This window comes from Actinomadura rupiterrae (assembly GCF_024172125.1).
Classification (GTDB): Bacteria; Actinomycetota; Actinomycetes; order Streptosporangiales; family Streptosporangiaceae; genus Spirillospora; species Spirillospora rupiterrae.
Map to the genome: position 1 here is coordinate 93,346 of NZ_JAMZEA010000020.1, position 26,055 is coordinate 119,400.

At 70.8% G+C, this 26,055-nt stretch carries 25 protein-coding genes, 1 tRNA gene and 1 pseudogene; 16 read left to right on the top strand and 11 right to left on the bottom strand.

Annotated features, from left to right (window positions below; all coding sequences use genetic code 11):
- Window positions 1–122: 122 nt before the first annotated feature.
- The 5 genes from FHU30_RS44685 to FHU30_RS44705 all read right to left on the bottom strand — a co-directional run bounded on the left by FHU30_RS44685 (window position 123) and on the right by FHU30_RS44705 (window position 4,032).
- Window positions 123–887 (bottom strand): crotonase/enoyl-CoA hydratase family protein, encoded by a 765-nt coding sequence (locus FHU30_RS44685; protein ID WP_253883803.1) that lies wholly within the window; start codon window positions 885–887, stop codon window positions 123–125.
- Between the two features lie 8 nt (window positions 888–895).
- Complete coding sequence (locus tag FHU30_RS44690) at window positions 896–1,669, bottom strand: SDR family oxidoreductase (protein WP_253883804.1); 774 nt, start codon at window positions 1,667–1,669, stop codon at window positions 896–898.
- A 257-nt stretch (window positions 1,670–1,926) separates the two neighbouring features.
- The gene (locus FHU30_RS44695) at window positions 1,927–2,217 is read right to left on the bottom strand and encodes a hypothetical protein (RefSeq protein WP_253883805.1); all 291 of its coding nucleotides are present in this window, start codon (window positions 2,215–2,217) and stop codon (window positions 1,927–1,929) included.
- 812 nt (window positions 2,218–3,029) lie between these two features.
- The gene (locus tag FHU30_RS44700; protein ID WP_308211513.1) at window positions 3,030–3,233 is read right to left on the bottom strand and encodes a DUF397 domain-containing protein; all 204 of its coding nucleotides are present in this window, start codon (window positions 3,231–3,233) and stop codon (window positions 3,030–3,032) included.
- Window positions 3,181–4,032 (bottom strand): helix-turn-helix domain-containing protein, encoded by an 852-nt coding sequence (locus FHU30_RS44705; protein ID WP_253883807.1) that lies wholly within the window; start codon window positions 4,030–4,032, stop codon window positions 3,181–3,183. Before FHU30_RS44705 ends, FHU30_RS44700 begins: the two co-directional genes overlap by 53 nt.
- Before the next feature lie 153 nt (window positions 4,033–4,185).
- On the opposite strand from FHU30_RS44705, the gene FHU30_RS44710 reads away from it, so the two are divergent.
- The 5 genes from FHU30_RS44710 to FHU30_RS47535 all read left to right on the top strand — a co-directional run bounded on the left by FHU30_RS44710 (window position 4,186) and on the right by FHU30_RS47535 (window position 8,886).
- Complete coding sequence (locus FHU30_RS44710) at window positions 4,186–4,416, top strand: hypothetical protein (protein ID WP_253883808.1); 231 nt, start codon at window positions 4,186–4,188, stop codon at window positions 4,414–4,416.
- A gap of 232 nt (window positions 4,417–4,648) precedes the next feature.
- Window positions 4,649–5,110, top strand: coding sequence for a DNA-directed RNA polymerase subunit alpha C-terminal domain-containing protein (locus tag FHU30_RS44715; protein ID WP_253883809.1), 462 nt, complete (start codon window positions 4,649–4,651; stop codon window positions 5,108–5,110).
- 335 nt (window positions 5,111–5,445) lie between these two features.
- Window positions 5,446–6,945 (top strand): replication initiator, encoded by a 1,500-nt coding sequence (locus FHU30_RS44720; RefSeq protein WP_253883810.1) that lies wholly within the window; start codon window positions 5,446–5,448, stop codon window positions 6,943–6,945.
- A 325-nt stretch (window positions 6,946–7,270) separates the two neighbouring features.
- Entirely contained in the window at window positions 7,271–7,429 is a 159-nt protein-coding gene (locus FHU30_RS47875) for a helix-turn-helix transcriptional regulator (protein WP_372504073.1), read from the top strand.
- 119 nt (window positions 7,430–7,548) lie between these two features.
- The gene (locus FHU30_RS47535) at window positions 7,549–8,886 is read left to right on the top strand and encodes a tyrosine-type recombinase/integrase (protein WP_253883811.1); all 1,338 of its coding nucleotides are present in this window, start codon (window positions 7,549–7,551) and stop codon (window positions 8,884–8,886) included.
- A gap of 253 nt (window positions 8,887–9,139) precedes the next feature.
- Here FHU30_RS47535 and FHU30_RS44730 read toward each other — a convergent pair whose 3' ends face one another.
- Complete coding sequence (locus FHU30_RS44730) at window positions 9,140–10,504, bottom strand: glycoside hydrolase family 1 protein (RefSeq protein WP_253883812.1); 1,365 nt, start codon at window positions 10,502–10,504, stop codon at window positions 9,140–9,142.
- A 275-nt stretch (window positions 10,505–10,779) separates the two neighbouring features.
- On the opposite strand from FHU30_RS44730, the gene FHU30_RS44735 reads away from it, so the two are divergent.
- From FHU30_RS44735 to FHU30_RS44750, 4 genes and pseudogenes are all read left to right on the top strand, one after another.
- A complete protein-coding gene (locus FHU30_RS44735) occupies window positions 10,780–11,073 on the top strand; it encodes a YiaA/YiaB family inner membrane protein (protein WP_253883813.1) in 294 nt (97 codons plus the stop codon).
- Between the two features lie 769 nt (window positions 11,074–11,842).
- Window positions 11,843–12,040 carry a hypothetical protein gene (locus FHU30_RS44740; RefSeq protein WP_253883814.1) on the top strand — a complete coding sequence of 66 codons (198 nt, stop codon included), beginning with the start codon at window positions 11,843–11,845 and terminating at the stop codon, window positions 12,038–12,040.
- A gap of 12 nt (window positions 12,041–12,052) precedes the next feature.
- Window positions 12,053–12,343 (top strand): annotated as a pseudogene (locus tag FHU30_RS44745) (C40 family peptidase); the annotation flags it as partial.
- Between the two features lie 220 nt (window positions 12,344–12,563).
- Window positions 12,564–13,367: a C40 family peptidase gene (locus FHU30_RS44750; protein WP_253883815.1), complete on the top strand. Its 804-nt coding sequence runs from the start codon at window positions 12,564–12,566 to the stop codon at window positions 13,365–13,367.
- Between the two features lie 103 nt (window positions 13,368–13,470).
- Here the strand turns inward: FHU30_RS44750 and FHU30_RS44755 are convergent, their stop codons facing one another.
- Entirely contained in the window at window positions 13,471–14,547 is a 1,077-nt protein-coding gene (locus FHU30_RS44755) for an alkene reductase (protein WP_253883816.1), read from the bottom strand.
- A 105-nt stretch (window positions 14,548–14,652) separates the two neighbouring features.
- Here FHU30_RS44755 and FHU30_RS47540 point away from each other — a divergent pair, with 105 nt between their 5' ends.
- Together FHU30_RS47540 and FHU30_RS44765 are read left to right on the top strand one after the other, a co-directional pair.
- Window positions 14,653–17,403 carry an AAA family ATPase gene (locus tag FHU30_RS47540; RefSeq protein ID WP_253883817.1) on the top strand — a complete coding sequence of 917 codons (2,751 nt, stop codon included), beginning with the start codon at window positions 14,653–14,655 and terminating at the stop codon, window positions 17,401–17,403.
- A gap of 478 nt (window positions 17,404–17,881) precedes the next feature.
- A complete protein-coding gene (locus tag FHU30_RS44765; protein WP_253883818.1) occupies window positions 17,882–19,165 on the top strand; it encodes an allophanate hydrolase in 1,284 nt (427 codons plus the stop codon).
- A gap of 214 nt (window positions 19,166–19,379) precedes the next feature.
- Here the strand turns inward: FHU30_RS44765 and FHU30_RS44770 are convergent, their stop codons facing one another.
- Both FHU30_RS44770 and FHU30_RS47545 read right to left on the bottom strand, forming a co-directional pair.
- Window positions 19,380–20,090, bottom strand: coding sequence for a dienelactone hydrolase family protein (locus FHU30_RS44770; protein ID WP_253883819.1), 711 nt, complete (start codon window positions 20,088–20,090; stop codon window positions 19,380–19,382).
- Window positions 20,090–20,500, bottom strand: a complete 411-nt coding sequence (locus tag FHU30_RS47545) for a PaaI family thioesterase (protein ID WP_253883820.1) — start codon at window positions 20,498–20,500, stop codon at window positions 20,090–20,092. The genes FHU30_RS44770 and FHU30_RS47545 overlap by 1 nt, the downstream gene beginning before the upstream one ends.
- A gap of 24 nt (window positions 20,501–20,524) precedes the next feature.
- On the opposite strand from FHU30_RS47545, the gene FHU30_RS44780 reads away from it, so the two are divergent.
- The 4 genes from FHU30_RS44780 to FHU30_RS44795 all read left to right on the top strand — a co-directional run bounded on the left by FHU30_RS44780 (window position 20,525) and on the right by FHU30_RS44795 (window position 23,142).
- On the top strand, window positions 20,525–21,802 hold the full coding sequence (locus FHU30_RS44780) for a cytochrome P450 (protein WP_253883821.1): 1,278 nt from the start codon (window positions 20,525–20,527) through the stop codon (window positions 21,800–21,802).
- A 66-nt stretch (window positions 21,803–21,868) separates the two neighbouring features.
- Window positions 21,869–21,944, top strand: a tRNA-Lys gene (locus FHU30_RS44785).
- 317 nt (window positions 21,945–22,261) lie between these two features.
- On the top strand, window positions 22,262–22,657 hold the full coding sequence (locus FHU30_RS44790; protein ID WP_253883822.1) for a hypothetical protein: 396 nt from the start codon (window positions 22,262–22,264) through the stop codon (window positions 22,655–22,657).
- Window positions 22,654–23,142 carry a MerR family transcriptional regulator gene (locus tag FHU30_RS44795; RefSeq protein ID WP_253883823.1) on the top strand — a complete coding sequence of 163 codons (489 nt, stop codon included), beginning with the start codon at window positions 22,654–22,656 and terminating at the stop codon, window positions 23,140–23,142. The genes FHU30_RS44790 and FHU30_RS44795 overlap by 4 nt, the downstream gene beginning before the upstream one ends.
- Here the strand turns inward: FHU30_RS44795 and FHU30_RS44800 are convergent.
- On the bottom strand, window positions 23,104–23,667 hold the full coding sequence (locus tag FHU30_RS44800; protein WP_253883824.1) for a hypothetical protein: 564 nt from the start codon (window positions 23,665–23,667) through the stop codon (window positions 23,104–23,106). The genes FHU30_RS44795 and FHU30_RS44800 overlap by 39 nt on opposite strands.
- A gap of 85 nt (window positions 23,668–23,752) precedes the next feature.
- Here FHU30_RS44800 and FHU30_RS44805 point away from each other — a divergent pair, with 85 nt between their 5' ends.
- Window positions 23,753–24,322: a hypothetical protein gene (locus FHU30_RS44805; protein WP_253883825.1), complete on the top strand. Its 570-nt coding sequence runs from the start codon at window positions 23,753–23,755 to the stop codon at window positions 24,320–24,322.
- 167 nt (window positions 24,323–24,489) lie between these two features.
- Here the strand turns inward: FHU30_RS44805 and FHU30_RS44810 are convergent, their stop codons facing one another.
- Window positions 24,490–26,055: a tyrosine-type recombinase/integrase gene (locus FHU30_RS44810; RefSeq protein ID WP_253883826.1), complete on the bottom strand. Its 1,566-nt coding sequence runs from the start codon at window positions 26,053–26,055 to the stop codon at window positions 24,490–24,492.

Sequence of the window (26,055 nt, forward strand, 5' to 3'; positions counted from 1 at the left end):
CCCCAGACATCCGGACGCCGCGGCGGCCCTCGGTCACGCGGACGCCTCTGGACGTGCGGACGCCCGGGGGCTTGCGGCCCCCGGGCGTCCGGACGGTCAGGTGGTGCGGGTGCGGGCGGGTGTCACTCGCCCGTCCAGACCGGCTTGCGCTTCTCGGCGAAGGCGGCCGGGCCCTCCTGGGCGTCCTTGGATCCGAACACCGGGATGACGATGTCGCTCTGCTTCTTCCACGCCTCGTCCGCCGACCAGTCGGCCGACTCGACGATGACCTTCTTGGTGGCGGCGAGCGCCAGCGGGGCGTTCTCGGCGACCTTGAGCGCGAGCTCCTTGGCCGCGGCGAGCGCGCCGCCGTCCGCGGTGAGCCGGTTGACGAAGCCGTACCCGGCCATCTGGGAGGCCGGGTACTTGTCGCCGGTCAGCGCCATCTCCATGGCGATGTGGTACGGGATGCGCTGCGGCAGCCGGAGCAGGCCGCCGCCCGCCGCGACCAGGCCGCGCTTGGGTTCGGGCAGCCCGAACGTGGCGCCCTCGGCCGCCACGACCATGTCGCAGGACAGCGCGATCTCGCAGCCGCCCGCCAGGGCGTAGCCCTCGACCGCCGCGATCAGCGGCTTGGCCGGCGGGCGCTCCACGATCCCGGCGAACCCGCGGCCGTCCACGACCGGGTTGTCCCCGGTGAGGAAGCCCTTGAGGTCCATGCCCGCGCAGAAGGTGCCGCCGGCGCCGGTGAGCACGCCGATGGACAGGTCCTTGCGCGAGTCGAGGGTGTCCAGGGCGGCCGCGATGCCCTGCGCCACCGCGCCGTTGACCGCGTTGCGGGCCTCCGGGCGGTTGATGGTGATGACGAGGACCGCCCCGTCCTCCTCGACCAGTACAGCTTCGGACATTCAGGGCCTCACTTGGGCTGGAAGCGGATGCCGCCGTCGAACCGGACCGTCTCGCCGTTCATGTAGTCGTTCTCGATGAGCGACCGCACCAGGTGCGCGAACTCGCTGGGCTTGCCCATCCGCTTCGGGAACGGCACCGGGGCGTACAGCTTGGCCTTGAACGCCTCGGCGGCCTCGCCCTCGCCGTAGATCGGGGTGTCGATGATGCCGGGGCACACCGTGTTGACCCGGACGCCGACGGCGGCGAGGTCGCGGGCGGCGGGCAGCGTCATGCCGACGATGCCGCCCTTGGACGCCGAGTAGGCGAGCTGGCCGGTCTGGCCCTCCAGCGCCGCGATGGACGCGGTGTTGATGACGACGCCGCGCAGGCCGTCGGCGTCGGCGGGCTCGGTCTTGGCGATGGCCGCCGCGCCGATCCGCATCAGGTTGAAGGTGCCGATCAGGTTGACCTGGATGACCTTGGAGTAGGTCTCCAGGCTGTGCGGGGAGCCGTCGCGGTTGACCGTGCGCTCGGCCCAGCCGATGCCCGCGGAGTTCACGATGATCCGCAGCGGGGCGCCGGTGTCGACCGCCGCCTGGACGGCCGCCTCGACCTGCGCCGCGTCCGACACGTCGGTCTTGACGAACACGCCGCCCAGCTCGTCCGCGAGGGCCTTGCCCTTGTCCTCGTTCAGGTCCGCGACGACCACCTTGACGCCGTTCGCGGCCAGCTCGCGCGCGGTGGCCTCGCCGAGGCCGCTCGCACCGCCGGAGACGACGGCGGATACTCCGTTCAGGTCCATAAGCAGCACCTTACGTCAGAGACCGAATCTGGTTCGGGGTGATGTTACCCACAAGTGAACATACAGCTGGAAGGGGCGGCCTCCGCACGGCGGGGTGCCGCCTCTCCCATGTGCAGAAAAACCTCCTGACCTGCCGATTCGCGGCTTCGTCAGGGCACTGCATCGTTGATCTTGTCTCACTGGCGCTCACCATTGTCGGCCGTGGCTCGCTGTTCGCGGGCCATACGCGGGCCACGGCCCGTGCGTGTTCGCGCTGGTCACGGCTCATTCCTGAAGGCGCGGTCCATGGCGTTCCGGGCACGGCTCTCGGTGAGTCTGGATTCGAGCGCGTTCGCGGGCCAGTCAGTAAGGACGGCGAGAACGACGCTGTCAGTGGCGTAGGTGCGGACCGGGCGGCCCAGTTGACGGGCGGCGCGGCGGGCCTCAGCGCGTAGCCGTTCGCGTTCCTCGGCATCTTGGCACCGGCAACGGACCTCGCCGGTTCGCTTGAACTGCTCGGCGAGTGCGGCGACGCGCGCGGCGTCGTCTGGCTGCGGCTGGCTGGGCATCTCCGGTCCTCCTGCGCTGCGTCCAGTGTGACAGGGCGGAGGGTGGGACGGACGGATGCGGCCTTGATCGGGGTTGCGGTCCGCCTAGCCTGGCGCGGCGAACGGGTGGCCTCGCGGGCTGCCCGGTCACACCCGGGGTGCGGGCCGCTACGGGGTCCCCGGTCAAGGCCGCATCCGGCCGTCCGCGCGCACGCTCAATGATCGCGATAGCGCGCTGACCTCAGATTGCGCCGGAGTGGTCAAGGTTCGCCGGCCGAGGGTCGCCCAAGCTCTTTCAGGTACTGCTAGCCGCTGGAAGCGGCATCCCCGTAAGGGTGGGGGCGGGGTTGGTTGGGAACCGAAGGAGCAGCACATTGACCACCTGATGGGCGATGAGCGGACGGCATGAGTGCTGACCTATAGGGCTGGGACGGCGGTGAAGAGTCCCGCGCAGGCACAGTGCGACGGAGGGCGCGCGCTGAGTGAACCGGAGGTACCGGAGGCGGTGACGGCCATGAGGCGGCGGCACGATCGGTGCGAGGAGCCGGGAGCGGACCGTCGCGGCGTTCGGAGCGGGCGGACGAGTGGGGTGGGGGCCCCGCTCGTTCCGTCCCGCGATCGGACGGCGTGCGACGGTTCCGCGAACCGGCATCACGCAGCCGAGAGGGACGTTCGGCGTGTGGATCGGAACCGGGGACGGTGACGCCGGAGCAGCGACAGTGCGCGCCGGAAGGCGCGCGCTTGACCTGTGTAGGGAAACTCTGAACACGCCGGACGGCAAAACCCCCGACCGATTGGCGGTCGAGGGCCCTGAGGTGTTCCGGGGAGCGCTGCTAGCGGGCTTGGATTCGCTGCGCGAGGCTTCGCCATTCGGTCGGCGCGAGGATGAGCCTGGGCCCGTCCGGGTCCTTGGAGTCTCGCATGGCGACCATGGGGACGAGGGCGGCGACTTCGATGCACTGTCCGCCTTGGTGGTCGCTGCGGCTACTCTTCCGCCACGTGATCGGCTGCTTGTCGATCATAGTTCTCCATCGCATCTTTGATCATGGCACGCGACTCCTCCATGTTGAGGGCGTGGCCTCGGAGCAAGTCATAACGCATGGCCAACCCGGTGACCCCCTCGGGCTGTTCCACCAGCACCCCGATTCCGGCGGACTCGGTGTAACCGACGCTCGCGGCATCCGGGAAACCCAAGATCGTCAGACTTCCGCCGAGACCCGGGTGGTAGTGAGTCCGGTAAGGGACGATCTGAAGCTGGATCATCGGGTTGAACGAGAGCGCGAACAGGTGCTTGAGCTGGTCGCGCATGATCGCCGGGGCTCCGATCGCGCGACGGACGACGCCTTCATCAAGGATGAGGAAAACCTGGGGCGGGTTTTCGCGCTCCAAGATGAGACCGCGTTCCATCCGCTTGGCGACCAGGTCGTCAACATCCCCGGTTCGGCTGGCGCTGATGATCGCGCGCGCATAGCTCTCGACCTGGAAGAGCCCGTCGACCAGGAGCGCGCAGTAGACGTGCAGCTTGTCGGCCAATGCCTCGCGCCCGACGTAGTCGGTGAAGCCCGGTGGGAGCGTCGTGAGGTCCTGCGTCTCGTCGATGTTCTTCCATAGCCGGACGAACACGCCGTTGGTCTTGAAGTGCGTGTCGCAGTCCTCGGCGAACTTCTTGGAGGGCTTGTTCTTGCAGGCTTCGACCTGGCCGACGAACTGGGGTGTGTATCCGAGGATCTTCGCCAGTTCGCTGATGCTGAGGTCCGCCTGGTCGCGGTAGGCGGTCAGCTCGTTGGCGAATGCCTTGATCGCGGGAGAGGCGTAGGGGTCGCGCTGCGCTGGCATCGGCCCTCCGGAGGTGAGAACCGGTCGGGGGTTTCGTTGATCTGGCATCCGGGGTTGCGGCGGGGTGGTGCACGGTTCGTAGCCCAACGTAGCCGCAGTTGCGAGGCTGGTCACGCCCTTATCGGAAGGCCAACCGCAGGCGGAGGTTTCCCCATGGCGGAGCACAGCAATGCCACAGGTCAGGCGCTTGCTCAGCTTGGCGCGGACTTCCCGCGCTGGAGGTTTCTCGTCAGCGATCGGGGCCGCTGGTGGGCGCTGCGGGGGCCGCTGCCGTGGCGGGCGCTGAACGAGCGCGATGCGTTCGATGAGGACACGGCGGAGGGGCTGCGGACCGCGCTGCTGGCGGCCGGGGAGGGCTCGGAAGGACAGGACCGGGACCAGTGATCCGCTCGGAGAGCATGAGCGCGGCGGACACGGCGGCCGATGTTCCGGTGGCGGTGATGCGGCGGGCAGCGGCGGAGGGATTGCGGGAGCGGTTTCCGGGGCTGTGGTTCTGGTGGGGGCCGCATACCGGGCACTGGTGGGCGTACGTGCCGGGACCGGGGCTGGGTCGGCTGGTGGAGGGCGAGACGCCGGACGGGCTCGGAATGGCGCTGACACGGCTGCGGGCGCGGGGGTGGGGGTGGTGATGGCGGGTCGGTGGGTTCCGGCGGAGGTGTGCGCGGCGCTGGTTGAGGAAGCGGTGCGCGAGAGCCTGTCGGACCGGTTCTTCAAGGGCACGGTGGATGACGCGGTGACGGCGGCACGGAGCAAGGCGGCGGCGCTGCTGGAGGATCTGGAGGGTGCCGAGACGGACTCGGCGGCGCATGACGGACCGGTGCGTCCGGACTGCCCGCTCAAGTGCCTGGGGTTGTCGTCGCGGGCGTTCAACGCGCTCCGGCGGTTCGAGAACTGGAGCAAGTTGGATGCTCCGTCCACGGTGGGTGAGGTGGCGGCGCTGGCGTCCGCGAGCAAGCTGGAGGACGCGCGTCACCTGGGGGTTAAGGGCGTGGCCGAAATCGAACAGGCTCTTCGACTGGCGGGGTTCTCGGGTGAGGTGGACGGGCATCGGCACGATCGTCCGGCGGACGGTTCGTAGTCTCCTCCGGCCGGGCGGATGCCCTCGCGCGACCCCGGCTGTGGCCCGTCCGGTCGGAGGGCTCCAGCACTGCCACGAGTCTCACGGACTTGCCCGTGTGGGCGCTTAGCAGCCTGGCGAGTAGAGATGCAAGCCTGGCAAGACCCAAGACTGCCGCATAGCTCCGGCTTCCTGGGCAAATGCAGTTGTGGCCGAATGCGGCCATGCGTAGCTCTTGTACTCGCACGTGAATCCTGAGTGTCGGTTTTGTCAAGGGCCTGGCGGAGGTTGCGGAGGGTTATTCCCGCACGTCGCGCGAGCACAGTGGGGTGTAGGCGCGGTGTGGAGGTGGCGGCATGGCGGGTCTGGGGACGGCGGGCGCGATCAGCCAGCGGGTGGCAGTGGGTGACTGGTGGTCGTGGTCGGCGCAGGTGGAGCGGGCGGGGTTCTGCTGGCGGCCGGTGCGGTTGCGGGGGCGGGCTGCGGCGGTGGATGTCGCGACGGGTGAGGCCGTGGCGGAGTACTCGACCGAAGGCGGGCCGGACGGGTCGGTGCTGGTGGCGTGCAAGGACCGGCGGGCGTCGGTGTGCGGGCCCTGCGCGGAGGTCTACCGGCGGGATGTGTGGCATCTGGTGGCGTCGGGGCTGCACGGCCGGGACGCGACGGACGGTGCGGGCGGCGAGGTGCCGGGGTCGGTAGCGGGGCATCCAGTGGTGTTCGCGACGCTGACGGCTCCGTCGTTCGGAGCGTTGCACACCGCGCGGGACGGCGGCGTGTGCCGGGAACGGCCGGGGCGGTGCCGTCACGGGCTGCCGCTGGGATGCGCGCGGCGGCACACCGACGGCGACGCGTGGGCGGGGCTGGCGCTGTGCTGGGACTGCTACGACTACGACGGACACGTGCTGTGGCACGCGGCGGCTCCGGCGCTGTGGGCGCGGACGACCGTGTATCTGTATCGGGCGCTGGCGCGGCTGGCGGGGGCGCGTCTGGGGCGGCCGGTGAGCGTGCGGGCGGTGCGTGGGCTGCTGCGGGTGTCGTACGTCAAGGTCGCCGAGTGGCAGCGTCGGGCGGCCGTGCACTTTCACGCAGTGCTGCGGCTGGATGGGGTGGATGCCGGTGATCCGGGGCGGCTGGTGGCTCCTCCGGCATGGGCGGACGCGGGTCTGCTGGGGGCCGCGCTGAGGGAGGCGGCCGGGCGGGTGGCGGTGCCGCTGCCGAGCGTCGGGGGCGGAGTGCGGGTGGCGCGGTGGGGCTCGCAGGTGGACGTCTCGCCGGTGGTCGATGTGGCACGGACGGCGGCATACGTCGCCAAGTACGCGACCAAGACGGCCGGTGACACGGTGGCGGGGCTGCCGGTGCGCGCGTTCGGCACGGCGGATCTGGCACACGTGCGGGGCAAGGTCGGCTCGACTCACGTGATGCTGCTGGTGCTGGCGTGCCTTCGGCTGGCCAAGCGGGGCGACTGCGCGCGGTGGCGACTGGGCGAGCATGTGCACACGCTGGGGTTCAGCGGGCACTTCTGTAGCAAGTCGCGGCACTACTCGGTCACGTTGTCATCGCTGCGGCAGGCGCGGCGGGACTGGCAGGCGGACCAGGCGGCGCGGGCTGAGGCGGGGCGGGCTGATCCGTGGGCGGTGGCGCATCGCCGGGCATCGGGCGCCAGGGTGGAGATCGCCGGGGACTGGCGGTTCGTCGGGATGGGCTACGCCCGGCTGCACGATGCCGATATCGCCGCGAGCCTGGCACAAGATCACGCCATGTGGCGGGAGCTGCGGCGTGAGCGGGATGCGGAGGAGTGGGAGTTCAGGCGGCTGATCGCCGAACACGACGCGGTGCGCGTCGGGCAGGGGCCGTAGGCGCGGGCCTCGGACTGCGGGACGGCGGGTCGGGCGCGCTGGCCGGGTCGCACCGGGAAAAGCGTGCCGCAAAGCGGCTCCTTCCAAAGGGCAGGCTCGGCAGGGCGGGAAAGGTGCGCGGGACCTGCATCGGCGCGGGTGGTCGGTGGGGTGGTGGGCGGCCGGGGCGGCCAGCCGATTGCATTCCAGGGTCATCTTGTCAAGCTTTATGGTGCATTTATCGGGCGAGAATTGTCCACTTCTGGTCATCGCGCCAATGGCTTCTTCGGTACGGCATGACCGGGCCGCGAGCGACCCGTAGCCGTCACAGACGAAGGGCGCAAGAATGGCATCGATTGATGCTCTCACAGTCCGGGATATTGCCTCTGAGCTGCATATAAGGTGCTCCACGCTGTATCGCTGGCTCGCTACCGGACGTGGACCAAAAGCGTTCCGGCAGCCCAACAATGAGATCAGAATTCATCGCGCTGATTTCCTAGAATAGGTGCAAGCACTCGAAATCAGCCGGAAGGGGTCGCGATGGTGAACGGACGGCAGGACATTCAGTTCTGGCAAATTCGAAAGCGGGCGAACAGGCGCAAGCCGCATGAAGTGCGCTGGCGGGTGGCGACCGCCACGTTCGGGCGTTCGTTCCTGACGAAAGCCCTGGCGGAGAACTACCGCAACGACCTCATGCTCGCCGCGCGTGACGGTGAGGCGTTCTCGACGGCCACGGGCGAACCGCTGTCGTGGGAGCGCTCGGCGGAGACCGTGTACGCGCACGCTCGGGCATTCATGAAGCTCCGTTGGTCGGACGGCGGCGCTGACAACACTCGGCGGAGTCTGGCTGAGAACCTGACGGCGGTCGTCGTGGCGTCGCTCGACGCACGGCACTCCAAGCGGGACAGGCCGGACGGCAAAGTGCTCCGGCGGGCGGTGGCCTCGTGGGCGCTGCGGCCCTCGTCCTGGGAGGTGGATCCTCCCGAAGAGGTCGCGCGGGCGCTGGCCTGGGTCGCTGCGGCCTCGCGTCCAATGCAGGACTTCGCGGAGGCGGACGCGATCCGGAACCTGCTGACGGCACTCGACACCGGATGGCGGGGCAAGCCGCTCAAGCACGCCAGTGTCCAGCGGAGGCGGGCGGCCCTGCATGCCATGCTCGACCACGCCGTTGAACGCAAGCTGTTGGCGGTCAATCCGCTGGGCGGGCTCAAGGTCAGACGGCGGCGTGTGAGCGACCGTATCGACCCTCGTCAGGTTCCCAGCTTGCGGCAGGCGCGGAGGCTGCTGGCGGCCGTCCCGGACGGCTACGGGCATCTGGCGGCCTTCTACGCGACGCTGTACTACGCGGGCACGCGTCCGGGTGAGGCGCGGGCGCTGCGCGTCGATGACTGCACGCTTCCGGCGTCCGGCTGGGGCTCGCTGCTGCTCGCGGCGTCCCGTCCGGAGGTTCCGGCGGAGTGGACGGACGACGGCGACCGGTTCCGCGAGCGTGAACTCAAGCACCGAGCGCCGGGAGACGTTCGGCCAGTGCCCATCCCTCCCGCGTTGGTGCGCATCCTGCGGGACCACATCGCCGCGTTCGGGGCCGCACCGGATGGTCGGCTGTTCTGGGAGGGGGCAGGGCGTACACCGCTGGGCGGCCAGCTCTACCGGCGCATCTGGCGGCGCGTCCGCAAGGCAGCGCTGAGCCCGGAGGAACACGCGTCCGTCCTGGCCGTGCGTCCGTACGACCTACGGCACGGCTGCGCGTCGCTCTTGCTGAGCAACGGCGTCCCGTCCACGGAGGTCGCGCGGCGGCTGGGGCACTCGGTCGCGATGCTCCACACGACCTACGCGCACTGGCTTGAGAACCTGGAAACGGAGGCGAACGCGCGCATGGACGCGGCGTTCGGGGACGACGGCGACAAAACTTCCGGCCACGGGCCAACGGCGGGCCAAATGCCCGACGAGAACGCGGGATAGCGCGTACCGCCTGGTCAGCGGGTAGAGCGATCGGGCGCGAGGATCCCCACAAGTCAGGTTACGGACTCGAACCGGCCCTGTCGTCGGGCGGGGGCACCCCTGCGCGGAGCGCCCCGGCCTCCCGGAGAGCGTAGGACGGCCCGAGTCCTCGCGCAGGTTACTGGGCGGGTGCGGTCTTGGGCGGAGCCGGGCAGGTGGACTGTGCTTACTGGGCGGTCGGAGTCCTGGGCGGAGCCAGGCAGGTGGACGAGACCTATTGGGCGGGTGGAGTCTTGGGTGGGGCCAGGCAGGTGGTCAGGTCCTCGACGGTGCACCAGGCGGGCTTGCGCACGGGGATGTAGCCGGACGGGACGCCCCGGCTCGCGATGATCTGGCGGTAGGCGGGGACGGCGTCGGTGGGGCGGCGCGTCAGTTTCGGGTCGGTCAACGCGTCCACGGTGTAGAGGCCGAAGCGCGGACGGTAGCTGCCCCACTCGTAGTTGTCGGTGAGGCTCCAGTAGTTGTAGCCGATGACCTTGACGCCGTCGCCGATCGCGCGTTGCAGCCAGTAGATGTGGTCGCGCAGGTGCTGGGAGCGCGTGTAGCCGTCCGGGTGGGGTTTGCCGTTGTCGGTGGCGAAACCGTTCTCCACGACGTACAGGGGCAGTTTCGGTAGGCGGCGCTGGTAGCTGCGCAGGACGTAGTAGAGGCCGTCCGGTTCCGGGACGGCTTTCCAGGGCTCGCCCGAGGCGACGTTGAGCGCGGTCACGTTGGTGACGCTCGCGCCGTAGTAGTAGTCGATGCCGATGAAGTCGAGCTTGTCGGTCACCTGGTTGAAGAGGACGCCGTCGAACAGGCCGTTCAGGATCGTTCCATAGGCGATGTTGCTGGACACCATCGCGCCCGGGTCGATCCGGTGGATCAGGTCGTAGGCGGCCCGGTGCGTCCGGACCAGGGCGTTCTTCATGGCGAGGGCCTGCGGGAGCGTGAGCGGCGCGTCCGCGAACTCGCGGAACAGGTAGAAGCTCGCCTCGTTGAAGGTGATCCAGATGACGCCCATGCGGCGGTAGCGCTCGACGACGAAGCGCGCCTCGTCCAGCCAGTCCTTCGCGGTGCGCGGGTTCTTCCAGCCGCCCTGGGCGGCGACCCAGCCGGGGTAGACCCAGTGGTCGAGCGTGAGCATCGGGCGCATGCCGGCGGCGCGGACGCGGCGGACGAGGTCGTCGTAGTAGGCGAGCGCGGCCGGGTCGCGGTGCCCGCGTTTGGGCTCGATCCGGGCCCACTCGATGGACGTCCGGAACACCTTCACGCCCAACGCGCGTGCGCGCGCGATGTCCTCCGGGTAGCGGTGCCGGAAGTCCACGGAGTTCTTGTACGGGTCGGTGACGCCGGGACGCTTCTGCGCGACGTACCGCGTCCAGTTGCTGTCGGGGAAGTAGCCCTCCGACTGGAAGCCCGACGTGGCGACGCCCCACAGGAAGTTCGCGGGGACCTTCGGCACTTTCGGGACCTTCGGGGCGTCCGCCCGGGCGGCGGCTCCCGCCGGGACGAGGGCGGACGAGGCGGCCAAAACCAGTGCGGCCAGGGCGGCCAGCGCGGCACGAGCGGCACGGACGCGGGTGACGGACCTTCCGGACACGACGGCTCCTTCCGGAGTTCCCCAATGCGATGACAAGCTCGGACGAAGCGGCCGTCAACCCGGCGCAACTGACCGGATACGGCTGGGTTGGAACGCGGCGGAACGCGCCCGCCGGCCCGTGGGGCGGATGGGGCGCGCGGCGCCTGCGTGGTGCTCGATTCGGCGCGGCGCCCGGGCGAGCGGGCGGTTACCTAGGCACCCCCGCGGGCGGGTTGAGTAGCGTTCCCCGCTCGGCTACTCAGGCGCGGCCGGACGGCGCGGAGGACAGTGTCCGCATGGACAGATTCCTCCTGCTCAAGAGCACGACGGCGTTCTTCATCCAGGCGATCATCTCCTTCATGATCTCGATGGCGGCGGTCGCGGTCGGGATCGTGTACCTGCCCGCGCCGATGTGGGTGCGCGGCTTCCTCGCGCTCGGCATGCTCTACGTGACGACCTCGACGTTCACGCTGGCCAAGTGCGTGCGGGACCGGCAGGAGGCGGCCGCCGCGCCGCGTCCGGGCCAGCCCGCGTCGCCGCTGCCGCCGAACGCCCCGTACGTCGAGTCCGCGGCGGGTTCGTGGGGTTGATCCGTCCCCTCGTGAGGTCGATCGGCGCCCCTCGTCCCGGTATGCGGGCGATCGGCACCCCGCGCCCCGCCGCGGGATCGATCGGCTCCCCCGTCCCCTTGCACCAGCCAACCGCGAATGGCCGGATCGGGCCACCGGACGCGCCGCCGGGGAGGCGGCGAAGCAGGCACAGAACGGCGTTCGCCTTACCGGCGGGCGCCGCTCTCGCGTCCCGGGGAAACCGGACACCAGGGCATCGAAAGGCCGCTTTCTCCGCGTGTCGCGCGATTGTGTCGCGGTTCACAGATCCATAACGGTCCGCCCCTTCGACGGGTACGAATAACACTGGGTAATCGCTTATATCTTGATCAACAATGCATTACGGCAATTTCCGCCATTGCCGCCCCCGCGGGCCGCGGTTACGGTGATCGGCGGTCGGCAGCGCGGTCCGTACGGCCCGCCGCCGGTGCCCCGAACAATGGCCAGCCGCCCTCCGGACGCCATCCGGCGGGGAGCGGTCCGGCGCGCAGGAAGGTCGCGCCCGGACCCGGCGGCCCGCCGAGTCCGCGCAGTCCAGAGGCGTGGAGCCGGATCCGGATGCCCTGTCCGTAATGGTGCTGGGCGTCCCGGATCAATGCGTGCCGAGACCTTTGCCCTTTCCCTCACTTCGGCCGCCGGTCAGGCGTGAACGGCAACGTTTGGAGCTACCCTGAACGGCTTCGAAATCCCCCACGGCCCGACTCCCCCCACCGAGCGGACGACCGCTCCCGACCGGCCGGCGTCCGGCCGCATGGGACGGCGCGCCCGCGGAGCGCTCGCGTTCGGCGCGCTCTGCGTCGCCGGATCGGTCGCGCTGTCCGCGGCGCCCGCCGAGGCGTCCCCGGACACCACGTCCGTGACCAGCGCCTCGTCCGCCGCGAAGCAGCGCGCGCGGGCGGCGACGGCGGTCCGGTTCGCCTACCGGCACATCGGCGACCCCTACCGCTGAGGCGGCAACGGGCCGCACGCCTGGGACTGCTCGGGCCTGGCCGTCGGCGCCTGGCGCAAGGCCGGCGTCCGGCTGCCGCGCACCACCCAGTCGATCTACCGCAGCGTCCGCCACAAGGTCTCCTGGAACCACCTGCAACCCGGTGACCTGGTCTTCTTCTACAGCGGACGGACCCATGTCGGGATCTACATCGGGCACGGCTACATGATCCACTCGCCGCACTCCGGCTCGACCGTCCGCAAGGTGCGGCTGGCGGGCTACTACAAGCGCGAGTTCGCCGGCGCCGTCCGGCCCGGCTACTGACCTCGGACACGGAGCGTCACCGGATCTCAGGCCGCCGGACGCCGCGGAAGGCGTCCGGCGCGCCCTGAGTGACCCGGATCACATCATTCCAATTTCTTTCGAAAAAGCGCAGGCAGAACCCCGGAGAGCGGAAGCACCGCGACCGTTCGGACACGCCCGGCAACGGCCCGGATTTGCCAGCAAAGGCGAACTCTGGCTACGTTCCTGCCGATCACGCGGCATGGACGCCGCGACAACAGAACATCCCGACGCGGCGGGCGTCTCCCCCGCTCCGCACCGCCCGCGTCGAGCGCCGAGTCCGTGCAGCCCTGAGGCACGGAGCCGGACGCGGCCCACGGCGTCCCGGAACCGCTCCCGCCGGAGCGTCGCCGGCGCGCCCGGTCCGCATCGCGGCCCGCCGCCCTCGCGGCCCCTGGAATTCTTCGCGAGCGGTGGACGGACCACGCCGCACCGGCAGGCACCCCTTGCGAGGTCTGGAGCAGTTCTGCATACCCCCCGAACCCCCAAGTCGCTGAAGCGCGCCGCGATCGCGGCCACCGCCGCCGTCCTCGGCGGGACCGCCCTGGTCGCGGCCCCCGCGCACGCGGCCCCCGGCTCGCCGGTCACCAGCGTCAACGCCCTCGCGTCCCTCAGCGCCAAGCAGCGCGCCGCGCGCCAGAAGGCCCGCGCCAGGGCCGCCGTCGCCTACGCCTACAAGCAGATCGGCGACCCGTACCGCTACGGCGGCACCGGCCCCGGCTCCTGGGACTGCTCCGGTCTCGCGGGCGGCGCCTGGCGCAAGGCGGGTGTGAAGCTCCCGCGCACGACGCAGCAGATCTACCGCGCCGTCCACTACAAGGTCTCGTGGAAGGGCGCCGTGGCGGGCGACCTGCTGTTCTTCTACAGCGGACGGACGCACGTGGGCATCTACGTCGGCAACGGCTACATGATCCACGCGCCGGGCTCGGGCCGGACGGTCCGCAAGGTGAAGCTCAACAGCTACTACAAGCGGGTGTTCGCGGGCGCCGTCCACCCCGGCTACTAAGCACCGCTCCAGAAAAGCCGTGCGCCGCCTACGGGCAGCGCACGGCTTTCCTGTTTCCCGGCCTTCGCTTCGGCTTCCGCTTCGGGCTTCTGCGTTTCGGGTTTCAGGACAGGGCGGCGTAGTCGGTGTAGCCCTGGTGGTCGCCGCCGTAGAAGGTCGCGCGGTCGGCCTCGTTGTAGGGGCCGCCCGCCTTGATGCGCGCGGGGAGGTCCGGGTTGGCCAGCCACAGCTCGCCGAAGACGACCGCGTCCGCCACACCGTCCCGCAGCGCCTCGACGCCGTGCTCGGGCTTGGCCGGGAAGGATTCGGGCGTCGGGTGCGGGTTGAGCAGGAGCGTGCCGTCCCAGGCGTCCCGCATCTTCTTGGTGAGGGCGCGGTCGCCGAGCTCCATGATGTGCAGGTAGGCGAGGCCCAGCGGGTTCAGCTCGCGCAGCAGCGCCTCGTGCGTGGCCGCAGTGTCGGTCTCGCTGATGCCGTTGGCGGGCGTCCCGGGCGAGATGCGGAGTCCGACGCGGTCCGCCCCGACTGCCTCGGCGACCGCCCGCGTGACCTCCACGGCGAACCGGATGCGGTTCTCGACCGAGCCCCCGTAGGCGTCGGTGCGCTGGTTGCTGCCGTCCGCGAGGAACTGGTTGATGAGGTAGCCGTTCGCGCCGTGCAGCTCGACACCGTCGAAACCGGCGTCGATCGCGTTGCGAGCGGCCTGCGCGAACTCGCCGACCGCCAGCGCGATGTCGGCGAGGGTCATCTCGCGCGGCTCCGGATGGTCGAGCATGCCCTGGTCCGGGGTGAACAGCTTCTCGCCGGACGCGATGGCGGACGGTGCGAGCGGCAGCGCGCCGTCCGCGTACAGGTAGGGGTGTCCGATCCGGCCCGCGTGCATGAGCTGCGCGAAGATGCGTCCGCCCTTCTCGTGCACCGCGTCGGTCACCTTGCGCCACGCCGCCACCTGGCCGTCGTCGTGCAGTCCCGGCGTGAACACGTAGCCCTGGCCCAGCGCGCTCGGCTGGACGGCCTCGGTGATGATCAACCCGGCCTCGGCGCGCTGCGTGTAGTACTCGACGGTCAGATCGGTCACCTGCCCGGCGTCCGCGGCGCGGCTCCGCGTCATCGGGGCCATCACCAGGCGGCTCGGCAGCTCCAGCGCGCCTACGGTCACCGGCTCGAAAAGCTCGTTCATCCCGCTCAACTCCCTGCGTGCGTTATCACTGGTCATGAAGGTAGGAGCGGGGATGCGGGCGGCGAATCAGTAAGACTTCGGTACTTGCCCCCGTAAGTTGGATCCGTGCTCTACGGGCGAGACACCGAACAGGACCGGATCGGCGAACTGCTGGACGACGCGCGCGACAACGGTCGCAGCAGCGTCCTGCTGCTGCGCGGCGAGGCTGGGATCGGCAAATCCGCACTCCTGGACTGGGCCGCCGAGACGTGCGCGCACGAGCGCGTCCTCCGCGCCACCGGGTACGAGGCCGAACGCGACATCGCCTTCGGCGGGCTCAACCAGCTGCTCTGGCCCGTCCGCGATCGCGTGGACGCGCTGCCCGACCCCCAGGCCGAAGCCCTGCGCACCGCGCTCGGGCTGGGGGACGTCCGCGAGTCCGCCGGCGGCCGCGGCGACCGGTTCGGCGTCGGGCTCGGCCTGCTGACGCTGCTCGCCGACCTCGCCGAGGACGGCCCCGTCCTCTGCCTCGTGGACGACGCGCAGTGGCTGGACGCGGCCAGCGCCGAGGCGCTGCTGTTCGCCGTCCGGCGCCTCGCGGCAGAAGGCGTTGTCGTGCTCCTGGCGGCCCGCGACGAGGGCCTACTCGGCTCCGGCCTGCCCGAGCTGGCGCTCGGACGGCTCGAAACGTGCGACGCGCTGCGGGTGCTCGAAGACCGCGGCCTCGCGGCGGACGCCGTCCACCGGGTGCTCGCCGAGGCGGAGGGCAACCCGCTCGCCCTGCTGGAGTTCGGCGCCGCCAGGCCGAACGCGTCCGGGGTGCTGCCGGTCGCCGACCGCGTCCTCGCCGCGTTCCGCGACCAGATCGCCGCGCTGCCCGAACCCACTCGCGAGCTGCTGCTGATCGCGGCGTCCGAGGGCCGCGGGCACCTGCCGAGCGTCGTGCGCGCCGCCGCGTCCTTCGGGCTCGGCCTGGACGACCTCGCCGAGGCCGAGCGCCTGCGGATGGTCGAGGTCACCGGGACCGCGGTCAGGTTCCGGCATCCGCTGATCCGCGCCGCCGCGTACCAGCGCGCCACCACCGCGCACCGCATCACCGTGCACCAGGCGCTCGCCATGGCCGCCGACGACCCCGAGTGCCAGGTCCGGCACCGGGCCGCCGCCGCCATGGGCCCGGACGAGGACGTGGCCGCCGACCTCCAGGCCTCGGCCGAACGCGCCCGCGGCAAGGCCGGGATCGCCGTCGTCGCCGGCCTCTACCGCCAGTCCGCCGCCCTCAGCCCGGACAGCGACACCCGTGCCGCCCGCCTCGCCGCGGCCGCCGACGCCGTCCTCGCCGCCGGGAGCCCCGAGCAGGCCGAGGAGACCGCGCACGAGGCCGCCGTCCTAACGTCCGACCCCGTCCTGCTGGCCCGGCTCGCGCGCGTGCGCGCGGCTGTCGAGGTCGAACGCGGCAACGGCCGTAGCGCCGCCACGCTCCTCCTGGACCACGCCGAGCAGTCCGCGCCGTCCGACAGGCAGTGGATGCTGCGGGCCGCTTCCGCCTATGCATGGACGAGCGGGGACGCCTCGTCCGTCCAGTCGGCTGCTTCCCGCCTCAGCGACGACGCGTTCGCCACTGGACTCGCCGCGCTGACGACCGAGGACTACGCGACCGGCCTTCCACTGCTGGCGCGGGCCGTCCGCGAGGGCGGGCCGGACGCCCTGCACGCGGCGGTCATCCTCGGCGACGACGAGCAGACCCTCGACCTCGCGACCACCGCCGCGGCCGCGGCCCGCCGCCTCGGCCAGATCGGCGCCCTCCCCGGCATCCTGGAGGCGCTGGCGACCGTCCAGATCGCCCTGGGCCTCCACGCCGACGCCGAGGCCTCCGCGACCGAGGCCCTGGCCCTCTCCCGCGACACCGGCCTCTGGCGCGGCGGCACGCGCATAGCCGCCGTCCTGACCCGCCTCGCCGCCATCGAAGGCAACGAGGCCTACCTGGCGCCCCCGTCACCCCGCCAAGCGGACCCAGGTGGCCCGCTTGACGCGGGCGGGCCGCTCCCACGCCCCAACCGGCTCACCCTGGCGAGCGAATCCTGCGGCACCCCGGCCGTCGTCCCGCCGCCGCCCCTGCCGGCCCCACCCCTGACCGGCCCTCTCCGCGGACGCGACGCCTCCGCGGACGCCGTCTCCGCCACGTCCCACGCCCTGCTCGACCTCGGCCTGGGCCGCCACGACGAGGCCGTCCGCCGCCTTGAGGACGTCTTCCACGGCCCGCACCGGCACTCGGCCATCGTCATGGGCGCGTCCCCGGACCTGATCGAGGCCGCGCTCCGCGCCGACCGCCCGGACCTCGCCGCCTCCGCCCACGCCCGCTTCACCCGCTGGGCCACCGCGAGCGGCCAGGCCTGGGCCCGCGCCGCCGCCCTCCGCGCCGAAGCGCTCCTGCACGACACCGAGGCCCCGTTCGCCGCCGCCCTGGACCTGCACGACCAGGCCCTCCGCCCCTTCGAGAAGGCCCGCACCGAACTCGCCTACGGCGAATGGCTCCGCCGCAACCGCCGCCGCTCCGACGCCCGCGCCCGCCTCCACTCGGCCCTCGAAGCCTTCGAACGCCTCCGCGCCGCGCCGTGGGCCTCGCGCGTCCGCACCGAACTGCGCGCCAGCGGCGAAGGCACCGTCCCGTCCGCCCCCGCCGCCGCGAGCCTCCTGGACCGCCTCACCCCGCAGGAACTCCAGGTCGTCAAGCTCGCCGCCGAAGGCATCAGCAGCCGCGAGATCGCCGCCCAGCTCTTCCTGAGCCCCCGAACCGTCGAATACCACCTCTACAAGGCCTACCCGAAGCTAGGCATCTCCTCCCGCCGCGACCTCCCCCACCTCCCCCTCCCCGCCTAACCCCAAGCCCCCTCACACCTCGCGGCCCAGACGCCACACAAGCCCGAGACATACACGCCCCCACGCCACCCGCGAAGGCCAGCCCATGCGCGAAGGCCGGACCACACGCAGACCCAAGCCAAGCGCGTGCCCAGACAAAGCGTGAGACCAAGCCAAGCGCTGCCCAGGCCAAGCGCAGAGCCGAGCCGTGCGCGAGGACCGGGCCGGGCGCGCAGGCCGGGCCGGGCGCGCAGGCCGAGCCGGGCGCGCAGGCCGAGCCGGGCGCGCAGGCCGAGCCGGGCGCGAGGACCGGGCCGGGCGCGCGGGGCCGGACCAAGCTCATGCACAGACCATGCTCGGGCTCACCGCAAGCGCGAAAGGCCGAGGCAAGCGCGGGCGCAGGCCGAGCGCGGAGCCGAGCTGGGCGCGGGGCATGTGCGGGCGATGGGTTGGGGTTGCGGGTAGGACGTTGTAGCGGGGTGGTGCAGGGAGGCGCGGGATGGACGCAGTGGAGCGGGTGCGGCGGGCGTTTGCGCGGATTGCCGAAGTCGAACGTCCGGAAGTCTGGATTGAGCTGCGGGCGCAGGACGAGGTCGAGGCAGAAGCGGCCGCGATTGATCCGGGCTTGCCGTTGGCGGGGGCGGTGCTGGCCGTCAAGGGGAACTTCGACGTTGCCGGGTTGCGGACGACTGCGGGCTGCCCGTCCTATGGACGGGTTGCCGGCGCGGACGCGCCTGCCGTGGCACGCCTGAAGGGCGCCGGGGCCGTCGTCCTGGGCACGACGAACATGGACCAGTTCGCGACCGGCCTCGTTGGGACGCGCAGCCCCCACGGCGCGGTGCGGAACGCCGTGGATCCCGCGTACGTGTCCGGCGGGTCGAGTTCGGGCTCCGCCGTCGCGGTCGCGCTCGGCATCGCCGACCTGGCGGTCGGCACGGACACGGCAGGCTCAGGACGCATCCCCGCCGCGTTCAACGGCATCGTCGGCCTGAAGCCGACCCACGGCCTGGTCCCCGCGGACGGCGTCGTCCCGGCATGCCGCAGCCTCGACTGCGTCAGCGTCTTCGCGCGCACGCTGGACGAGGCGCATCGCGCGCTCGGCATCCTGGCGGCACGCCCGATCGCGCCGCGTCCACGCCGTCCCGGCCCTTGGCGCGTCGCGGTACCGGCCGCCACCCGCGACCTCGGTGCCATGCCTCCAGGCTGGGGCGACGCCTACGCGTCGGCTGCCCGTTCTCTACGTACGGATCTCCTGCCTATCGATGTCTCTCCCTTCCTCGAAGCCGGCGATCTCCTCTACGGAGGCGCGTTCATCGCCGAGCGGTACACAGCCGTCGGCGCGTTCATCACCGAGCGGCTCGCGGCGCTCGGCGCCCGCATCGCCGAGCAGTCCACGGCCGACGGCGCCCCTGACCTTGACCCCACCGTCGCGTCCATCGTGGCAGCGGCCTCCGACATTCCCGCGTATCGCCTGTTCAGCGACCGGGAACGCCTGGCGGAGCTGCGCGCGGCGGCCATGCACGCACTCGGCGAGGCCGACGTGCTGCTGCTGCCCACCGCGCCGTTCCATCCCACGATCGCCGAGGTCAAGGCCGATCCCGTCGGCGTGAACGCGCGGCTCGGACGGTTCACCAACTCCACGAACCTGCTGGGCATGGCGTCCATCGCCGTCCCCCACGGCCAGGTGGACGGACGTCCGTTCGGCGTCATGCTGCTCGGGCACCCCGGCTCCGACGACCACCTGGCCGCGATCGCCTCGGCGCTGCCCCCGACCGCCGCCTGACCGCGCGCCCGCGCCTCGCAGCAGGGACGCGCGGCACCTTGCGCGCCGAACGCGCTCGGCGAACGGCCATCCGGCTCGGCATGAAGCCCCTTCGACCGTCCAGACGACGACGGGCCCGCAGGTCAGCGGACAGAGGGGCGACGGGCCCCCGCAGGTCAGCGGACGGAGACGCGACGGGCGTCCGCAGGTCAGCGGACGGAGAGGCGACGGCGTCCTAGCGGACGGGGAGGCGGCGGGCGAGGAAGTCCTCGGTCAGGGCCCAGGCGCGGGCGGCGGGCTCGGCCTGGTGGAAGATCGGGGAGGTCCGGTTGTGGAAGGCGTGCCCGCCGTCCTCCTGGACGTGGAACTCGACGTGGTCGCGTCCGCCGAGGGCCTCCTCGACCGCCGCGACGTCCTCGCGCGGGATGTACGGGTCGGACCCGCCGAAATGGAACTGGATCGGGACGGTGATGTCCCCGGCGCGGTCAAGCTCGCCCGGGACGCGCGAGCCGTAGAACGACACGACCGCATCCAGCTTTCCGGACGCCCGCGCCGCGAGCATGTACGCCAGCGACCCGCCGAAGCAGAACCCGAGCGCGCCGACGCCGCCGGCCACTTCGGGCAGTTCGCGCAGCTTGTCGAGCGCGGCCTCCAGGTCGTCCTGGCCCTTCGTCCAGTCGAAGTGGGAGATCTTGTCGCCGGCCTCGGCCATCACGGTGTCGCTGTGCTCGACCGACCAGTCGCGCTCCAGCCGCCAGAACATGTCGGGGGCGGCCACGACGTAGCCGAGGCTGGTCAGGTCGGCCGCGACGGCGGCCATGTACTCGCCGACGCCGAAGATCTCCTGGATGAGCAGGATTCCCGGTCCGCTGCCCTTCTCCGGCAGCCATACGTGCAGTGAGAAATCGCCGTCTGGCACGCGGACGGTCTCGATGCGCTTGGTCATCAGCCCAGGATCGCGTAAACCGTGGTCGCGTGCGCGACGAGATCGCCGGGACGTCCGTCAGCGGTCAGCCCGACGTCGGCGAACGCGAGCGTCCGGCCGAGCTTGGTCAGGCGGACGTCCACCAGCACGTCCGCGTCCTTCACCGGACGCTGGAACGTCGTGCTGAGCTGGACGGTCGTCATCGGCACGAACCCGCCGCGCGCCCCGGACACCGCGATCACCGTCGCCGTGTCCGCCGCGGCCATCATCGCCTGCCCGGACAGCCCGCCGCCCTCCCGCGCCAGCCGGTCCGACCACGGCAGCCGCAGCCGGGCCGTGCCCTCCCCGACGTCCTCGACGCGCAACCCGAGGTCGAGCACCCACGGCGCGAAGTTCTCGCGCAGGACCTTCTCCGCCTCTTCTACCGTCACCCCGTCATGATGCACGCTGGGATCATGCTTGCGGAGGTCTTCCTGCCCGACACCTACGCCGAGGGTGTCCCTTACGACATCTTCGCCCGACTTCGCGCGGATTCTCCGGTCTGCCGCGTGCCCGAGCCCGCCGTCGGGCCCTGGCCGTCCGGCCCCGGATACTGGGCCGTCTTCCGGCACGCGGACGTGAAGCACGTGCTGCGCACCGCCGCCGACTTCTCGTCCCACCTCGGCGCCACCCAGATCCGCGACCCGGACACTCCGGACGACCTCGAATTCGTCCGCGCGATGATGCTCAACCAGGACCCGCCGGACCACTCCCGCATGCGCCGCATCGTCGCCGCCGCCTTCACGCCCCGGGCCGTCCGCGCCCTGGAGGAGACGATCACCGCCCGCGCCCGCTCCCTCGTCCGGTCCGCCTCGGGCGAGATCGACTTCGTCGAGCTGGCCGCCGACCTCCCCGTCTGGACACTCGCCCACATCATGGGCATCCCGGACGGCGACCGCCGCCTCCTCTACGACTGGGCGTCCCGCATCATCGGCTACCAGGACGCCGACTACGCCGGCCTCTCCACCGCCGACACCGACGCCCTGAGCCCCATGGGCAGAGCGGCCCTCGCCCACCGCCCCACGTCCCTGACCCGCCCGGACGGCCGTCCCATGAACCCCCGCTCGGAAGCGGCCCTCCGCGACATGTTCGCCTACGCCCACGCCCTGGCGGACGAGAAGCGCCGCTCCCCCGGCGACGACATCATGTCCCGCATGCTCGCCGGCGGCCTCACCCGTCCCGAGTTCGAGAACATGTTCTTCCTCTTCGCCGTCGCCGGGAACGAGACCCTCCGCAACGGCATCCCCGGCGGCCTCCTCACCCTCCTGGAGCACCCCACCGAACTCGAACGCCTCCGGGACGACCCGTCCCTCCTCCCGTCCGCCGTCGAGGAGATCCTCCGCTACTGGCCTCCGGTCATGGACTTCCGCCGCACCGCCACCCGCGACCTCACCCTCGGCGGCCAACCCATCAAGGCCGGCGAGAAGGTCGTCGTCTACCACGCGTCCGCCAACCGCGACCCCGCCGTCTTCCCCGACCCCGACCGCTTCGACATCACCCGCACCCCGAACGACCACGTCAGCTTCGGCTTCGGCCCCCACTTCTGCCTCGGCGCCCACCTCGCCCGCACCCAGATGCGCGCCCTCTACCGCGAACTCCTCCCCCTCGACATCACCCTCACCGGCACCCCCGTCCGCCTCGTCTCCAACTTCCAGAACGGCCTGAAGCACCTCCCCACCCACCTCACCCCCTGACAACCGGGATGCGCCCCACCCCCACCCCACCTACACTCGACCCGAAGCCGGGTACTATCACCCGACGGGTCGCTAGCTCAATTGGCAGAGCTCCGGACTTTTAATCCGTAGGTTGTGGGTTCGAGTCCCACGCGACCCACCACGCCTGACCTGCGCAAACGCACCAGCAACAGCGCTCGCCCAGCGTCGTTTCAACCCCATTTGTCCCCGTGCCTGCTCCATGCCTGCTCGCCGCCTCACATCCGCCCTGGTCACCTCCGGATTCTGCATCTGTTGCGGTTCCCGTCGGGCCGTCGGGAGCCGTCCTGGACCTGCCGCTCCTGCTCTGGGTCGCCTTGTAGCGGAGCGTGCGGGTCGAGGTTGACTGGACTGGGCTGCCCCCCGCAGAGGCAAGGTCGCGAGCGTGTGGGAGCGCAGGGGCTTGCATCCGGTACCGGGGTACAGGCTTACCTTCGAGGCATGGAGCTGAAGCAGCCGCACGCCGCCCGGGTCCCGGCAGGAGGGTCCGCAGATCAGGGGCCGGGCCGAGGGTGGGCGCCGCAGGCGTGCACTCTGCCGACGGCTGAGCGGCCGGTGCGGGAGGCCGAGTTCGACGCGTTGTTCGCCGAGGCGGTCACCGCTGTGGAGCAGGTGGCGGCGGGGCGGGTCCGGTTGCGATTGAAGGCCGAGCCGCGGGTGGCCGGGCGGGCGGCCGAGCTGGCGGCGCGGGAAACCGGGTGCTGTTCGTTCTTCACCTTCACCCTGACGACCTCAGGTGGTGAGCTGGCGTTGGAGGTCAGCGCCGCCGACCAGCACGCCCCGGTGGTGACGGCTCTAGCCGAACGCGCCCGCACCGTTGCCGGGGCCGGGAGGTGACCGAGCGGCCGGGCCTGCGGAGCGGGCAGGTCGCGGCGGCGGCCGGGGTGAACCTGCAGACCCTCCGCTACTACGAGCGGCGGGGGCCGCCGGCCGAACCACCCCGATCACCCGGCGGACACCGGCTGTACCCGTCCGAGGCGGTGACGGTGCTGCGAGTGATCAAAACCGCGCAACGGCTGGGATTCACCCTGGAGGAGGTCGCCGACCTGCTGGACGCCGGAACGCACCGGCACCGGCGGGCCGACGCCGGACTCCAGGAACGCGCCCGGACCAAGCTGGCCGAGGTCGAGCAGCGCATGGCCGACCTGGAAGCCATTCGCGACACCCTCCAGCAAGCCATCAACGCCGGCTGCGAGGACCTTTTGACATGCGCCGACCAGCCGCGCTGCCCACTGCCGTTCTCCGAACCCACTGCGCGCAACACAGGGCTCGCCCGAGAGTTCTCAGCAGTTGATGTACAGGGCGTCGTAGTACTGCCATGAATAGACACCGGCACGGAGGACGTAGTCATGCCGGTAGTGCTTGTTTCCCGAGCAGGCGACTGAGTTGACGGCGTACGCGAAATTGCCGCCGGTGTCGCGCATGTAGTCGACTTGCACTCCACTTCTGATCAGCTTTGATTTGACCTCCGCTCCTGGGTTGCCGCTGGCACAAGCCGTCTCGGCCTCGGCCCAGACGCGGCCACCTCCGGGGTAGGGGCCTTCCAGCAGGCCGATGCAGTCGTGCCCGAGGTTGTAGGTCCGAGTGCGCAGATAGGCAGGCCGGTATGGATTCGCGGGGCGGAGCTCGATGAGCCTCTTCAGGAGCGCACGTCTCTTGGCCAGGGGCGTCGCCTGAACGGTGCCAGCTCCGGACGCGGATGGGGTGTTGGGGCGCTGGAGCGAGGGTGCTGACCAGGCGGTCGCGGGGGCAGCTGTGGTGCTCGCAGCGATGATCGTTCCCACCGCCGCCCAACAAGGCAGACGATGTGACATCACATACTTCCCTTCTACATTGGATTTCGCCACGAAGTCGGCTCCCAAAATTTCGGGCTGGCGATGAGTTGACGATTGACTAACAGCGCTTAGAAGGTGCATCGATTATGCTTGCCACATGGATGAAGAACTCACGCGAAGCTGCCTGCGCTGGCTCACCGCGGGAATGCCGGATGACATTCGGCCAGAATTGACCGATGACCGCGATTATCAACCTCTCGGAATTGATCAGGTCGGCGACGTCGCTGTCGTCGCGGTTTTGCGCTGGTGGAACGGACCGCCCGGACACAGTTCTGCTCCGCCGGAGACGCAGGCGCGGCGTCCTTTCGCTCTGGCGGACGTGCGAAGGTTCTGCAAGCCCGAGGGCACATGGCTGCCGTTGGGCGGGGGCGGCGGACCGGCACCGGACTATCCCCTGGCACCGCGTCGAGCCAGCCGGGCCCTGGGCGGTCACGTCAGGGTCAAGGGGACTGGCCGCACACTCGCCGAGCCGCTCGGTTACGACATGATGCACGCCCACCTGCTGGTCTCCGCCGAAGTCGCACACCTGCGGGTCGCCGACCGGGAACTGGACGTGCCGTTCCACGGGAACGTGTTCGTCGTCTGGTCAGCCCAAGATCCTGTGCCGGTCGTGGTCGCCTCCGACACCGACGGCATCGCCCTCGCAGAGATGGAGATCAGCGGATAGGACCGTGGCGAGAGCTGCTCCGCGCCTTCTCCGAACGCCGAATCCGTCTCAGCGTCGCCCGCCGCCCCAATCCGCGAGGTACATCTGCTATGCCCCCTTCTACTGGACGTCGCGCGAACAGCCGAAGCCATGAGGAACGGCCTGAGCTACCTCTCGCTTCGTGGCTGCTATCGCGCGGGTTCGGCGTTGAGGATGATGGCGGCGGCGTCTTCGGCGGACTGGCGGGCCAGTTGTGGGAGCAGGCTGGTGTAGGTGTCGGCGGCGATCGCGATCGACGACAGTCGCAGGGTTTCCTGGACGGTCTTCATGTCGTGTCCGGCGGCGAGCAGGAACGAGGCGGCGCCGTGACGCAGGTCGTGTAGGCGGATAGGCGGCAGGCCCGTCTCCATCGCCAGGCGTTCGAACTGGTCGGTGACCTCGTTGGGGCGGATCGAACGGCCGAGTTCGTCGGTGAAGACCAGGCCGGTGTCGTGCCAGGTGTCTCCGGCGGCGAGCCGTTCGGCGTTCTGCTTGGCTCTGTGCGTGCGTAGGACGGTGACGGTGGAGGTGTCGAGGCTGATGGTGGCTTCACCGGCGTCGGATTTGGGTTGGCCTTCGAAGATCTCGGGGCCGATCTGGATGATCTGCCAGCGGATCGTGACCGTTCCGACGTCCAGGTCCACATCGGTCCAGCGCAGGCCGCAGGCTTCGCCGCGGCGCAGGCCGCGGAAGGCGATGAGGTAGTAGAGCGCGTACCAGCGGTGCAGTTCGGCACGTTCCAGGAACTGCTTGGTCAGCGCAGGCGTCCACACCATCACCTTGGACGGGCGGGGCGCGCCGACGTAGGCGTCGATCCGGTTGAGGTTGTGCCCGTGTCCCTGGGACGGGGTGTCCTTCCAGAGGCGTTTTCGGCGGGCGCTCATGGTGGCGATGTGGGTGTCGAGGTCTGTGCGCCACTGGGCGATCCGCTCCGGCGTCCACACCAGTGCTTTCGGTGCCTTGCCGGAGGGCAACTCCACCAGGGAGGCGACATTGACCTCCGTCAGGCCTTCTCTGATCGCCTTCTTCAGGGCGCTGCGCAAGGTGGCGCGGATGCGCTGCTTAGTCGCCGCGCCGACCCTGCGCCGACCTTTCACCTGGGCCCGCAGTACCGGGTCGCAGGTCTCCCGGGCGCGGGTGATCAGGTCGTTGAGTTCGTCGATCTCCTCAAACATCCGGTCCACGTCGGCGACGCGGAGCCGATCGATCCGGATGTGTCCCAGCGAGGGGATCAGGTAGAGCTTGAGGTTGCTGGCGTAGCTGCGGCGGCTGCTTTCCCGCAGGGTCTTGCGGCCCTGCAGCCACTGCGGCAGGTACTCGCCCAGCGTGGTGGTGATGTTGAGGTGCTGGCCGGTGCGGACCTTCCGCCGTACCTCTTCCGGGCTGGGTAGTTGTTTGGTCGTCTTCACCGCTGTGGTGATCAGGTCCGCGATCTGACGTGCGAGGGCCTGGTCGTTGGCGGCGATGTTGAGGAGTTCTTTGGCCTGGTTCAGCTCGGCCTCGGCATCGGTCTGGTTGGCGTATCCGGCGCGCCGCAGCGGGCTGCGCCGGGTGCCGTCGGCGTGCGGCGGAAGCTCCAGCTGGTAGTTCCACCTCCCGTGGGTGCTGCTCCAACGTCCGTCCGGCCGGTTCAGGCGCTGGCACTTGCGACCAAGTTTCTTGCCTGTCTCGTCGCGGCAGCTGCAGGATTTGAAGGTGCTTCCCTTCGGCGCCAC